Consider the following 13,660-nt stretch of genomic DNA (forward strand, 5'->3'; position numbering starts at 1 on the left):
GATGTTTTTTATCGTAATTCCAAACAAACAGGTAATCAGTAATTCTCACCTCTCACTTCTCACCTCTCACTCCTCACCTCTCACCTCTCACTTCTCACCTCTCACTTCTCTCAACTTTAGGCACTCTTAAACAATTCCAGCAAAGCCCATAAAAGCAAGAGCCAAAATACCTGCAACCACCAAAGATACAGGAACGCCTCTCATGCCTTTGGGTACTTTCATAAGTTCGAGATGCTCTCTGATGCCTGCAAAAATTATAAGAGCTAAAGCAAAACCAATAGCACTGGCAATTGCAAAAACAACACCTTCAAGAAGATTGTAATCATTTTGAATTGTAAGAATAGCAACACCTAAAACAGCACAGTTTGTTGTGATTAAAGGAAGGAATATTCCTAAAGCCTGAAATAATGACGGGCTTACTTTTTTAAGAATTATTTCAACCATTTGTACTAATGCGGCAATAACAAGGATAAAACTAATAGTTCTTAAATATTCCAGTTCAAATGGTACAAGAAGAAACTGCCAAATAACATAAGTAACAATTGTAGCAAGAGTCATCACAAAAAGCACAGCTCCTGACATTCCAACAGCAGTACCAAGTTTTTTGGAAACTCCTATAAAAGGACAAATTCCTAAAAATTGTGCAAGTACAATGTTATTTACAAATATTGCTGATATTATGATTATTATATATTCCATAATTCTTTATTTACTTTCAAATTTTTATTAAGCTTTCTTAAATTTATTCATTATTGCTATCAAATAGCCCAAAGTAATAAAAGCACCGGGAGCAAGTACAAACACAAGCATTCCATCACCTTCATACAATTGTATTCCAAAAATTGCTCCGCTACCGAGAATTTCACGAACTGCACCGAGGAGTGTTAATGCAAAAGCAAAACCCAATCCCATACCGAAGCCATCAACAATTGATGACCAAACATTATTTTTTGATGCAAAGGCTTCCGCTCTTCCAAGAACGATACAGTTAACCACAATTAAAGGAATAAAAAGACCTAACTGCTCATGCAATGCAGGTAAAAATCCATTCATAACAAGATCAACAATGGTTACAAAAGAAGCAATTATTACAATAAAAGAAGGTATCCTTACTTTATCGGGAATTAAATTTTTTATTAAAGAAATTACCAAATTTGACATCACAAGTACAAAAGCTGTAGCCAGCCCCATTCCAAGCCCGTTAAAAGCTGAAGTAGTAACACCAAGTGTAGGACAAAGTCCTAAGAGTAAAATAAAAACCGGATTTTCCTGAATGAATCCTTTAGAAAAGTTCTTCATCTGTTTCATTATTCCTTGTCTCCTTTTTCATTTTCAAATGTGATATAAGCTCTGTTTACAGCATCACAAAAAGCACGGGAACTAATAGTAGCCGCAGTTATGGCATCTACATCTCCCCCGTCTTTAGTAACTTTTAAATTATATTTTGAAGGATCTTTATCCATAAACTGATTTGGGAAATCAGATTTCGATGCATCCATTTTATCTCCAAGTCCCGGAGTTTCTTTATGCTCCAAAACGGCAGTATTGATAATTTTTCCGTCAGGAGAAAAGCCAACCATAATTTTAAACCTTCCACTAAAACCAATATCAGTGTATGTTGCAACTGCTGTACCCACTAATTTATCTTCATTAAAAGCCTGATTGAATTCAAGTGAATCATTTGCATCAGTCGGTTTTACCTTAAATGATTTTAGTTCGGTAAATTCAGGTACAACCTTTTTTATTGCATTTTCCTTTTTTATTCTTTTGCTTTCTTCAATTTTTTCAAAAGTAAGATTATAAACTCCACCAAGAGAAAAAGCGGCAACAACCGTTACAATAAGTAAGGTTAAAGTCATGCTCAGAAAAGTTGATTCTTTTTTATTTGCCATTCCTAATATTATTTACAATTTATTAAATTTTATTTTTTCTCCAAATCTCTTTGGTTTAAAAGCATTATTTATAAGAGGTACAAAAGCATTCATTATTAATATTGCAAAGGAAACACCTTCGGGATAAGCTCCGAATATCCTAATAACAAGTGTTAAAATACCTGCTCCAGCACCAAAAATCAGCATACCTTTAGGATTCATTGGTGAGGTAACCATATCCGTTGCCATGTAAAAAACTCCTAACAACAATCCTCCTGTTACAAGATGAAATAAAGGATTAACGTACAACTCAGGATTTACAAGCCATAAAATTCCAGCAAAAATAATTACCGAACCAAGATAAGCAACAGGAATATGCCAAGTAATAATTTTTTTCCAAAACATAAACACAGCACCTATCAATAATGCAATTGCAGAAACTTCTCCAAGAGAACCGCCCATATTTCCTAAAAGCAAATTAACATAGTTAGGAATTTCAGGCATTAATTCAGAAACAGTTTTGCCACCAGCAAGACCTTCTTTCATTAAACCCAAAGGAGTAGGTCCTGTAACAACATCAGCCAATTTACTAACAGATTCCAATGGTTTTGGCCAACTTGTCATTTGCACAGGAAATGAAATTAACAAAAATACACGACCTACAAGTGCCGGATTAAAAGGATTTTTTCCTAATCCGCCAAAAGTCATTTTTGCAATTCCAATAGCTACAAGGCTTCCAATTACAATTATCCACCATGGCAAATTAGAAGGAACGTTAAATGCGAGTAAAATTCCCGTTATTATTGCCGAGCCATCATTGATTGTTGTTTTTCCTTTAATTAAAAATTTTTGTATCAAATATTCAAAAAGAATAGATGCAGTAATCGCAATTAAAGTTACACGAACTGCATTTAATCCAAAATAATAAAATGATACTAGTAAAGCAGGGAGCATTGCAATAATTACCCCGTACATTATTTTTTTCACATTTTGATCTCCATGAATATGTGGAGATAAAGATATTGTAAGTTTTTTATTATCCATTATTTTTTCCTTGATCTGATTATTTCACCAACCTTTGATTTTCCTAACCTTATATAATCCAGAAGTGGTCTGTAAGAAGGGCAAGTATAAACACACGAGCCACATTCAATACAATCCATTACATTATTTTTTTGTGTTTCTTCCCAATCTTCTATTTGAACAAGTTTTTCAAGAAGATGAGGTTCTAATCCCATAGGACAAACAGAAACACATTTTCCACACCTTATACAAGTTGAAGATTCTATTCTTTTACTTTCTTTCTCAGGAATTAACAAAACCCCTGAAGTACCTTTAACAACAGCAGCATCTATTGTTGTTAGTGTTTTTCCCATCATTGGTCCACCACTTATTACCTTTGCCGTATCCTCCGGTAAGCCATTTTTACTTTCCAACAAATTTGAAATCGGAGTTCCAATTCTAACTAAAAAATTCGCTGTTTCTTCTAATGATTTTCCTGTTAAAGTTACAATTCTTTCAACAAGAGGTTTATTTTTTTGAACTGCTTCGTAAACGGCATAAGTAGTCCCGACATTATTTACCACAGCCCCTACTTCAATTGGCAAAGCTCCCGAAGGAACTTCCCTGTTAATAGCCGCTTTTATTAATTGTTTTTCACCACCTTGAGGGTATTTCACTTTTAATGGTAAAATGGTAATTCCTGCGTAGTCTTTTGCAACTTTCGTCAATTTTTCTATTGCATCGGCTTTATTATTTTCAATTCCTACAATAGCTTTATCAACAGCCAGTCCTTTCATCAATATTTTTGTACCAATGAGCAACTCTTCAGTTTTTTCCAACATTAAACGATGATCGGAAGTAAGATAGGGTTCACATTCCACACCATTGATAATAAGAACTTCTGCTTTTTTACCCTTAGGAACCATCAATTTTACATGAGATGGAAAAGTAGCTCCTCCCAAACCAACAATTCCTGAAGCTTTAATTCTTTCAATAATTTCAGCTTTTGATAAAGAAATATCTCTTATAATTTCATTAGATGTATCAATTCCTTCTTCCCATTCATCACCATCAACATCAATAATAATAGTTTTTTTTCTAAATCCACTTGAATCAACAATATCATCAATTTTGAATACTTTTCCTGAAACTGATGAGTGAATATTTGCTGAAATAAATGCTTCACCTTTAGCAATCAACTGTCCGACTTTTACCATATCACCTCTTTTTACCAAAGGTACAGATGGTGCACCTAACACTTGCCCAACAGGAATGAAAGCTTTTTTAGGTAAATCTAAAACTTCAATACTTTTCTCTCTTGAAATTTTATTTTCCGGTGGATGAACACCTCCGAGTTTGAACGTTTTTAACACCTTTATAATTATTTTATTTATTCTTAATTATCTGTTTTATTTTCAGATTTTTTTTCTTTTTCAACTTTTGCCTCTACTCGTTTTACTTTATCAACTTTCACTTTTTTCAAAGGAAAATTTATTTCCCAAATTGCATTTGTAGGACAAACAGTAACACATTTACGGCAAAGCTTACATTTTTCATAATCAATGTATGCCAGATTATTTTCTATTGTAATTGCATCAAAATCACACACTTTTTCACATTTACCACAACCGATACAAGCAACTTTACAATTTTTTACTGCCTTAGCACCCTTCTCTTTATTTACACAAGAAACAAATATTCTTTTAGCCTTAGGACCGATATGACGTAACTCAATAATATCTCTCGGGCAAGCTTCAACACATGCTCCACAAGCAGTACATTTGTCATTAACTACAGGCAATCCTGTTTCGGGATCCATGTGTATTGCATCAAAATCACAAGCATCAACACAATCACCTAAGCCAAGACATCCATAGCTACAACCACCTTCTCCTGCAAATAAATTATGAGCAACAGCACATGATTCAATGCCATCATAAATACTTTTTTGAGGAGAATTTTTCTTTGTTCCGTTACACCTGATAACAGCTATCAATGGTTTTTGTGCAGTAACTTCTAAGCCCATTACCTTACCAACCTCTGCCATTACATCATTACCTCCAACAGGACAATAAAAACCGGATACTGATTCCGCTTTTACAATTTCTTCAGCAAAATTACGACATCCGGGATATCCACATCCACCACAATTCGCAGCAGGCAAGACTTCTTCCACCTCATCAATTCGCGGATCTTCAACAACATTGAATTTTTTAGCAACAAAAAATAAAATTATTGCAGATATTACCCCAATAACACCTAAAGAAATTATAGAATATAAGATTATTTCGTTCACGATAGATAGTTTATATTGAATTATTTAGTAATAGTTAATTATCTTTCCCATTTTTTTTAAACCGCAAAGATAAAAAAACATTTTTTTAATAATTATTAAAACAATTTAGTTCTTCAACAAACTTTGGTGAAATTATAAGTTGATAGTTCGCTTTATGTTTTTGTGGGTTTAAAAATGAATAATTTTTTTTTATTCCAAATTTTTGTTTTACTTTTGACACTGATTTTTACAAAAAAACATAAAGCCGTAATCAAAAATGAATTATTTTGTATAAATTTGTATCGTAATAGATTTTATCTAAACTAATTAAAAAGAAGATTATGAATAAAAGAATATTTACAACATTTCTAATATTATTTTTTTTCAATAATGTAAAATCACAGGAAATAATTCCGCTCGGAAATGGAATACCTGAACACGAATATGTATTTGCAAGCTGTACTGATAGTCCTTTTATATATTATGCATGTTATGTTTATAATTATGATTCTAACTGCTCTCAAATTACTGTCAGAAAATGGAATGGTATGTATTGGGATAGTTTGCCTAAGATAATGTACTCTTATTATGATTCTTGTGTATTAAGCATGTGCGTATATAATGGGAATCTTTATTTGGGAGGATTTTTTGATTCAATACACCAAATTAAAAACTCTGCTCTACTGATACGCTTTAATGGTGTAAACTGGGAAAATGTTGGCAATGGTTTTACAACTCAATTACCCTACTATTGGGAGTCAATTGAAAAATTGATAGTTTATAAAGGAGAATTATATGCCGGTGGTTATTTTCACAAAGTTAATAATATGTCTGTATCGAACATTGCCAAGTGGAATGACACTATCTGGTCTAAAGTAGGCTTGAGTGGAAATGAAGGTGTTGATAGTATAATATGGGATATGCTTGTACATAAAAATAAACTGATTATTGCTGGTGATTTTGATCATGCTGGTGGTCAAAATATTAAAAATATTACCGGATGGAATAAATATACATGGAGTTCTTATCAGAACAGTTTTAAGTACATATTTGATATTTGTGAACACGATAATAAAATTTTTGCCTTGGCGGCAGATAATCCTGCAAAAATTTTTAGTTGGAGTGGAAATCAGTGGGATACCATTACTACCTCAGGTTTGTCTCCTATTACATTTCAGAAAGAGCATGACCGAAGTTTGCTTTCAAGCTTTGACGGAAAATTGTGGTATGCTCATGGAATATTTAAATGGAATAATAATAAACTGGCATATTTTGAAAATAATGTATGGAAGTATTTTAACCTGACATTTTCAGGCAGTCATCATTTTATTAATAATATTTTTACATACAAAAACAATATATATGTGAATGGATTTTTTTTTAATGTAAATACAAAAAATGTTAATAAGGTGTTTTGCTTGAGTAAAAACTATGGCACTATTAAAGGAACGATTTACCATGATTCTATTGAAAATTGCATTATTAATTCATCAGAATACGGTCTTGATAAAAAAAAGATAGTTTTATACCCATCAGAATATTCAATTCTTTCAGATAAAACAGGGAATTATAAATTTGATGTTATACCTGGTAATTATGTAGTTCAGCTTCCCAATGGTTCAATTGACAAATATAAATACTGGAGGTATAGCAGTTGTCAAAAAGACACTTACAATTTACAAATTTCATCATCACCAACAGCTATAATTAGAAATTTTGCCCTTAAACCTATACCTGGCATTAAGGATTTGGCTGTAAAATTATCAGGAACATTTGGTGCATTTTACAGAGATATGGATACAACAAATTATTATCTTAATTATGTTAATTATGGGACTGTTGCCCAAAATGCAACAGTAACTTTTCAATACTATGATTCAACATATATTATTAGTTGCAACCCAAATTATTCAAATCAGAATAACAGGATTTTAAGCTGGGATTTTAATCTTGCTCCACGTGAAGAAGGTATAATTAAAATACAACTTGTAACTAGAAAGTATAATTCTAGAACTGAAACTGTTCTTAATACAGCGATTACACCAATCAGTGGAGATTCAAATATTAAAGACAACCATGATACCTTGGTTTTATCATATATTTGCTCTTTTGATCCTAACAATAAAGTTTCGGATTATTGTAAGTTCATACCATTAAACAAATATGAAATCAGGTATCATATAAATTTTCAAAACACAGGCACTGATACGGCTTTTAAGGTTGTGATAACTGATACTCTTGACCACGAATATCTTGTGCCTTCGTCATTATTAATGGTTTCTGCAAGTAATGATTATAAAGTAAAACAGATTGGGAACGTAGTTATTTGGACATTTGATAATATTATGCTACCCGACAGCAATGTTGATGAACTTAATAGTCACGGATTTGTTGAATTTTCAATAAAAAGAAAAGAAAATCTTGTTCAGGGCGATTCATTTTCAAATTGTGCTGCTATATATTTTGATTATAATGCACCCGTGATTACTGAGGATTTATGGTTGAAAGTGGTTGACAATAAAGCATCTTTAAAGGAAATTGATGAGAAGAGTGTTGAGATAAATTTATTTCCTGTTCCTGCAAATAATTATGTTTACATTGATATAAAATCTAAATATAAAGAAGAATTTGTTGTAGAATTTTATGATTTACTTGGAAATATTATTTATGATTCAAAAGTATTTATAAATAATAAACAAAGATTGAAATTGGATGTCTCAAATGTTTCTGCAGGTATGTATTTAATTACTGTCAGAAGCAACAAATATCAGGTAACAAGAAAGGTGCTGATTTCTGATTTTTAATATGATACTTCAAATTTCTATTTTCAAATTTAAAGGGGCTTCTATTATTTTCGTAATAATTCGTATTTAAAAACTTTCTTCATTTGATCTTTGAAGAAATACAAAACGACATAATAAATTGCTACAAAACCCAGAGAAGCTCCTGCTGAGATTCCTTCGTTATCACTTATGTCAAGAACAACTATCAAGGAAATCAACATAATTAAAAAAGGTAAAAAATATCCGAAAAACAAAGCTTTAAAACCTTGTGAACTTTTCATTTCAATCTCAACTTTTTCTCCCTTATCAAAATGTTTTAAAGGACTTTTAACTTCTATAATTTTTTCTTCAATATCGCTAATCGAACAAGCTGAATTAATTTGACAACTTGCACAAGCTGATTTCACTATAACACGCACAAAAACAATATCATTTTCTGTTTTTACAACAATGCCATCATGCTTAACCGTATTACTTTCATTCATTACAAAGCTTAATTTATCCCTCTGCTCCAACAAATTTAGAACCAAGATTTATTGTCAGAACAATTGTCATTTGATAGCATTTTTAGGGATTTGCTTATTCGATTGTTGAATCCACTCTAAAAAGTAATGAGTGCAAGTTTTGAAAATCAAGAATTGCCACATTCCCTAAAGGGAGTACTGATTTTCAGATACTTCTCCCTTTAGCATCGTATTTCTAATATTCATGTTTTTTTTGCAGAAAATAAATAAAGGACAAAAACTGCCACAGATTCACAGATTAAAAGGAATTTACTATAATAAATTTTTACAAAACACTACCAAAGGCAATTTGAAATCTGTGAATCTGTCTTTGACAGACGTAGTCTTACTTCTTATTACACTTAGCATATCTTCGACAGACGAAGTCTGTGGCAGTTATTCTTTTTCAGTTTATCTGGATTAGGGTTTGGGGTAGAAAGGAGCTGGAAATCATTTTAAGACTTTTTAGAGTGGATTCATTGTTATCAAATTATTACAAATAAGTGAATTATACCAAATTAACATCAAAACACCCGATATAAATCATTTCTATTTCCCTTTTTTGTCGTTAAAAATTATTTCCGTAGCTATTGCTATGCAAAGAATTTTTGCCTAAAAAAAGAAAAATATAATTTAATTTATTTATCAGGCATTTTGAAATTAAATTGGTATTACCAACTTTTCAGTATTTTTGCACACTTTTAGGTCTGTAAATACTCTTATCAAATGAAGGAAAGTAGAAAAATAATAAAGTTAGATGAAGTTGATTCTACAAATAAATATGCTATTAAAGAATTAAAGGAAAACAGATTAAATGAAAGAGATGTTGTTTTTACACAATTTCAAACTTTTGGAAAGGGTTATGGTGCAAATGTTTGGGAAAGTAAAAAAAATAAAAATCTATTATTTTCCATAATATTCAAACCTGATTTCATTTCTCCTTCCGGAATTTTTTTGATTAGTAAAATAGTTTCACTTTCCATTAAAAGATTTGTTCAAAAATATGTAAAAGAGGATGTTTTTATAAAATGGCCTAACGATATTTATGTAGAGGATAAAAAAATTGCAGGAATACTTATTTATAACGAACTTTCTTCCGAATCAATAAGTTTTTCAATTTCAGGAATAGGATTAAATATAAATCAAGTTAGCTTTTCTGAAGCTTTACCAAATCCTGTTTCATTAAAAATATTGACAAAAGAAAATCATAATATTGATACTTGCTTACAGGAATTAATAAAAGAAATTGACAGATTTTATTCAATAGCTAAGAATGGATTTATTGAAAAAATTGCAAATGAATATTTAAATTCAATGTATTTGCTGGAAAAAGAACATATTTTTAAAGATGAAAACGGCAATAAATTTAACGGAAAAATAAAAGGTATTTCCGAGGAAGGATTTTTATTAGTAGAAACAAAAAGCGGAACCGGAAAATATGATTTTAAAGAGATTGTTTTTTAGCAAATACATTCAAGTTTCGCATAGTAATTCTCTGTGCTAACATATACTTCCGCTAGTCATAATTTGTGCCTTGGTGTCTTTGTGGCAAGATATTGATAATTAGCCACTAAGGCTCGAAGACACTAAGAATCACAAAGCATGAAAAAATTCATTATGGAATTATTATACTATTGATTCTCTTTATGTTATCTCAACTCGTCCTTTAATAAGTTTCCGAATTTCAATTCTTTATATTCAAATGCGAAAACTTGAGAATATATTTTTTATTTTTGTTTTTTGTAATAAGTAACTTTAATAGAAGCATGAGTTTATTAATTAAAAATATAAAGTCTCTAATTCAAATTACCGGCTCGGCAAAAAAATGCGGTAAAGAAATGAAGAAATTGGATGTCCTTGAAAATGCATTTTTATTTTTAAAAGATGAAAAGATTGAAGCTTTTGGAAAGATGGAGAATATTCCTCACTTCAAAGCTGACAATGAAATAGATGCAATAGGGAGATTTGTGTTTCCATCTTATATTGATACGCACACTCACATTGTTTTTCCTCAAAGCAGGGAAAAAGAATTTGAACTAAAAATTAAAGGAGCTACTTATGAAGAAATTGCAGCAGCAGGAGGCGGAATACTTAATTCTGCAAAAATGCTAAAGCAAGCCACTGAGGAAGAGCTTGTAGCAAGTGCAATGAAAAGAATTAACGAAGTTGTCAAATTGGGTACAGGAGCAATAGAAATAAAAAGCGGTTACGGACTTTCGATGGAAGGAGAATTAAAAATGCTAAGGGTTATAAAAAAAATAAAAAAAATTAGCCCTATTCCTGTAAAAGCAACATTTTTGGGAGCTCATGCTGTACCACCCGAATATAAAAATGATAGAAGTAAATATATTGATATTATTGTAAATGAAATGCTTACTGTAATTGAAAAAGAAAAACTTGCAGAATATATTGATATTTTTATTGAAAAAGGATTTTACAGCCTTGAAGATGGAAAAAGAGTAATTGAAGCAGGAAAAAAACATGGATTAAAACCTAAAATTCATGTTGACCAAATGAATGAGCTTGGTGGTGTTCAGTTAGGAGTAAAAAATAATGCTGTGTCCGTTGACCATTTAGAAAATATTGGAGAAGAAGGAATAACTGCTTTAAAGAACAGCAAAACAATAGCAACTTTACTTCCGTCTTGTTCATTTTATTTGAATATGAAATTTCCACCGGCAAGGAAATTAATAGACGAAGGACTTGCAGTATCAATTGCTTCTGATTATAATCCGGGGAGTTCACCCTCAGGAAATTTGAATTTTTCTATGTCGTTGGCTTGTATAAAAATGAAAATGATGCCTGAAGAAGTTATTAACGCAGTAACAATAAATGCTGCTCATGCTTTGGAACTTGAAAATGAAATGGGCTCAATAGCAAAAGGTAAATTAGCAAATTTATTTATCACAAAACCAATTAGTTCAATTGCTTGTATTCCTTATAGCTTTGGGAACAATTTTGTTGATACAGTAATTTTAAAAGGAAAAGTTTATAAAGAAATTTAGAAAAAACGATAATTAGAAAAAATATGAAAAAATTAATAGAATGTGTCCCCAATTTTAGTGAAGGAAGAAATCTTGAAATAATAAAGCAAATTACAGATGAGATAGAAAGTGTTGAAGGTATAAATTTGTTGGATGTTGACCCGGGTAAAGCAACAAATAGAACTGTTGTAACATTTGTTGGTGAGCCAGAAAATGTTATTGAAGCTGCTTTTCTTGGAATAAAAAAAGCTTCTGAAGTTATTGATATGAGTAAGCATAAAGGAGCTCATCCTCGTTTTGGTGCAACGGATGTTTGTCCCTTAGTTCCTGTTGCTGGAATTACAATGGAAGAAACTATTGAATATGCACGAAAACTAGCAAAGAAAGTTGGCGAGGAACTAAATATTGGAATTTATTGCTATGAGAATGCTGCTTTTATTGAAGAAAGAAAAAATTTAGCAACTTGCAGAGCAGGAGAATATGAAGGTTTAAAAGAAAAATTGAAAAACAACAGATGGAAACCTGATTTCGGTTCTGCTGAATTTAATCCTAAAGCAGGTGTAACAGCTATTGGTGCAAGAGATTTTCTTGTAGCTATTAATTTCAATTTAAATACCACTTCAGTAAGAAGAGCAAATGCTGTTGCTTTTGATGTTAGAGAAAAAGGTAGAATAAAAAGAGAAGATGGAAAGTTGAAAGGAAAAATTGTTAAAGATAAAAGTGGAGAAACTTTAAGAGAGCCGGGTACTTTAAAATCAACAAAGGCAATAGGTTGGTTTATTGACGAATATGGAATTGCACAAATATCAATGAATATTACAAATATCAGCATCACTCCTGTTCATATTGCTTTTGAAGAAGTAAGTAAAAAAGCACAGCAGAGAGGAATGAGAGTTACAGGTATTGAATTAGTTGGACTTATTCCTTTGCAAGCTATGATAGATGCAGGGAAATATTTTCTAAAAAAGCAAGAACGTTCATCAGGTATTTCTGAAAGTGAAATTTTAATGATAGCAATAAAATCAATGGGAATTGATGACCTTTACAAATTCAAACCTGAGGAAAAAATTATTGAATACATGATTGATGCTAAGAGTAAAAACAACTTAGTTGATATGACACTAAAAGGATTTGTTGATGAAACAGGCTCAGAATCTCCTGCTCCCGGTGGTGGTTCTGTATCGGCTGCTGTGGGTGCAATGGGAGTTGCACTAGGAACAATGGTTGCTAATTTATCATCACACAAAAGAGGATGGGACAACCGATGGGAAGAATTTTCAGATTGGGCTGAAAAAGGACAGAAGTACATGCAAGAATTAACATATTTAGTTGATGAAGACACAAATGCTTTTAACAAAATAATGGATGCATTTGGCCTTCCAAAAGCTAATGATGAGGAGAAAAAGATAAGAAAGCAAGCCATAACAGATGCAACAAAATATGCAATTGAAATTCCATTTAAAGTTATGAAAGCTTCATATAAATCTATGGAAGTAATAAAAGCAATGGCGGATTTTGGGAATCCAAATTCTGCTTCAGATGCAGGAGTTGGTGCTTTATGTGCAAATATGGCTGTGAAAGGAGCATTTTTAAACGTAAGAATTAACGCTGTTGACCTTAAAGAAGACAGCTTTGTAGCAGAAATATTGAAAGAAGGAGAGCAAATTATTGAACAGTCAGCCAAGTTGGAAAGTGTTATCCTGAGTTTAGTTGATAAGAATTTATAGCTAATTATTAGAAATAATTGGTTCTATGTCAAATACTGTGGGTAATCAAATTTGATTCACAGATTAAAAAATTACTCTTTTTGTAATTAGTGCTTATAAGAAAACTCATTATTTGCCTACTTGTACCCCTTAAATTCACTAAAGGGGAAAACCCAACTCACTGAGTGTGATGGCATCCTCTTTAGGGAACAAAGGGATGAGCGGAGGATATGCAGAATATTCTTTTTTTTCTAAGAGGTATTAATTAATGAATTTTCGCCAAATACCGATATATCTGGACTAAAGGACATGTCTTATTAGAATATTGCATATAAATTATTTTTAATCTGTGAATCTGTGGCTTTAATATTTTTTTACCCACACAAATCAACATAGAACCAAAAAATAATAAAAAAACAAATAAAAACCTTTTATTTTTTTATTTATTTTGTATATTCGCATGTGCTAATAATATGAATAAAAACAGAAAGTCATGAGAAGGAAAAGATTTATTACCAATTACACCATTGAAGAAA

The 13,660-nt window shown here is 31.3% G+C and carries 11 protein-coding genes; 4 read left to right on the plus strand and 7 right to left on the minus strand.

The window, feature by feature from the left end:
• Positions 1–126: 126 nt before the first annotated feature.
• Genes rsxA through U9R42_03845 form a run of 6 tightly spaced genes read right to left on the minus strand, consistent with a single transcriptional unit; the run spans position 127 to position 5,160 of the window.
• The gene (gene rsxA / locus U9R42_03820) at positions 127–699 is read right to left on the minus strand and encodes an electron transport complex subunit RsxA (GenBank protein ID MEA3495144.1); all 573 of its coding nucleotides are present in this window, start codon (positions 697–699) and stop codon (positions 127–129) included.
• A gap of 27 nt (positions 700–726) precedes the next feature.
• Positions 727–1,308: an electron transport complex subunit E gene (locus tag U9R42_03825; protein MEA3495145.1), complete on the minus strand. Its 582-nt coding sequence runs from the start codon at positions 1,306–1,308 to the stop codon at positions 727–729.
• Positions 1,308–1,892, minus strand: a complete 585-nt coding sequence (locus U9R42_03830; GenBank protein MEA3495146.1) for an RnfABCDGE type electron transport complex subunit G — start codon at positions 1,890–1,892, stop codon at positions 1,308–1,310. The genes U9R42_03825 and U9R42_03830 overlap by 1 nt, the downstream gene beginning before the upstream one ends.
• Before the next feature lie 12 nt (positions 1,893–1,904).
• A complete protein-coding gene (locus U9R42_03835) occupies positions 1,905–2,915 on the minus strand; it encodes an RnfABCDGE type electron transport complex subunit D (GenBank protein ID MEA3495147.1) in 1,011 nt (336 codons plus the stop codon).
• Positions 2,915–4,246, minus strand: coding sequence for an electron transport complex subunit RsxC (gene rsxC, locus U9R42_03840; GenBank protein ID MEA3495148.1), 1,332 nt, complete (start codon positions 4,244–4,246; stop codon positions 2,915–2,917). Before rsxC ends, U9R42_03835 begins: the two co-directional genes overlap by 1 nt.
• 23 nt (positions 4,247–4,269) lie before the next feature.
• Positions 4,270–5,160 (minus strand): Fe-S cluster domain-containing protein, encoded by an 891-nt coding sequence (locus tag U9R42_03845; GenBank protein MEA3495149.1) that lies wholly within the window; start codon positions 5,158–5,160, stop codon positions 4,270–4,272.
• 329 nt (positions 5,161–5,489) lie between these two features.
• Here U9R42_03845 and U9R42_03850 point away from each other — a divergent pair, with 329 nt between their 5' ends.
• Positions 5,490–7,952, plus strand: coding sequence for a T9SS type A sorting domain-containing protein (locus tag U9R42_03850; protein MEA3495150.1), 2,463 nt, complete (start codon positions 5,490–5,492; stop codon positions 7,950–7,952).
• A gap of 44 nt (positions 7,953–7,996) precedes the next feature.
• Here U9R42_03850 and U9R42_03855 read toward each other — a convergent pair whose 3' ends face one another.
• Complete coding sequence (locus tag U9R42_03855; protein MEA3495151.1) at positions 7,997–8,416, minus strand: SoxR reducing system RseC family protein; 420 nt, start codon at positions 8,414–8,416, stop codon at positions 7,997–7,999.
• 744 nt (positions 8,417–9,160) lie between these two features.
• Here U9R42_03855 and U9R42_03860 point away from each other — a divergent pair.
• From U9R42_03860 to ftcD, 3 genes are all read left to right on the plus strand, one after another.
• Entirely contained in the window at positions 9,161–9,898 is a 738-nt protein-coding gene (locus U9R42_03860) for a biotin--[acetyl-CoA-carboxylase] ligase (GenBank protein ID MEA3495152.1), read from the plus strand.
• Between the two features lie 302 nt (positions 9,899–10,200).
• Positions 10,201–11,439 (plus strand): imidazolonepropionase, encoded by a 1,239-nt coding sequence (hutI, locus tag U9R42_03865; GenBank protein ID MEA3495153.1) that lies wholly within the window; start codon positions 10,201–10,203, stop codon positions 11,437–11,439.
• Positions 11,440–11,462: 23 nt separating this feature from the next.
• Positions 11,463–13,145 (plus strand): glutamate formimidoyltransferase, encoded by a 1,683-nt coding sequence (gene ftcD / locus U9R42_03870; protein ID MEA3495154.1) that lies wholly within the window; start codon positions 11,463–11,465, stop codon positions 13,143–13,145.
• Positions 13,146–13,660: the final 515 nt, after the last annotated feature.

The sequence above is a fragment of the Bacteroidota bacterium genome, assembly GCA_034723125.1.
Classification (GTDB): Bacteria; Bacteroidota; Bacteroidia; order CAILMK01; family JAAYUY01; genus JAYEOP01.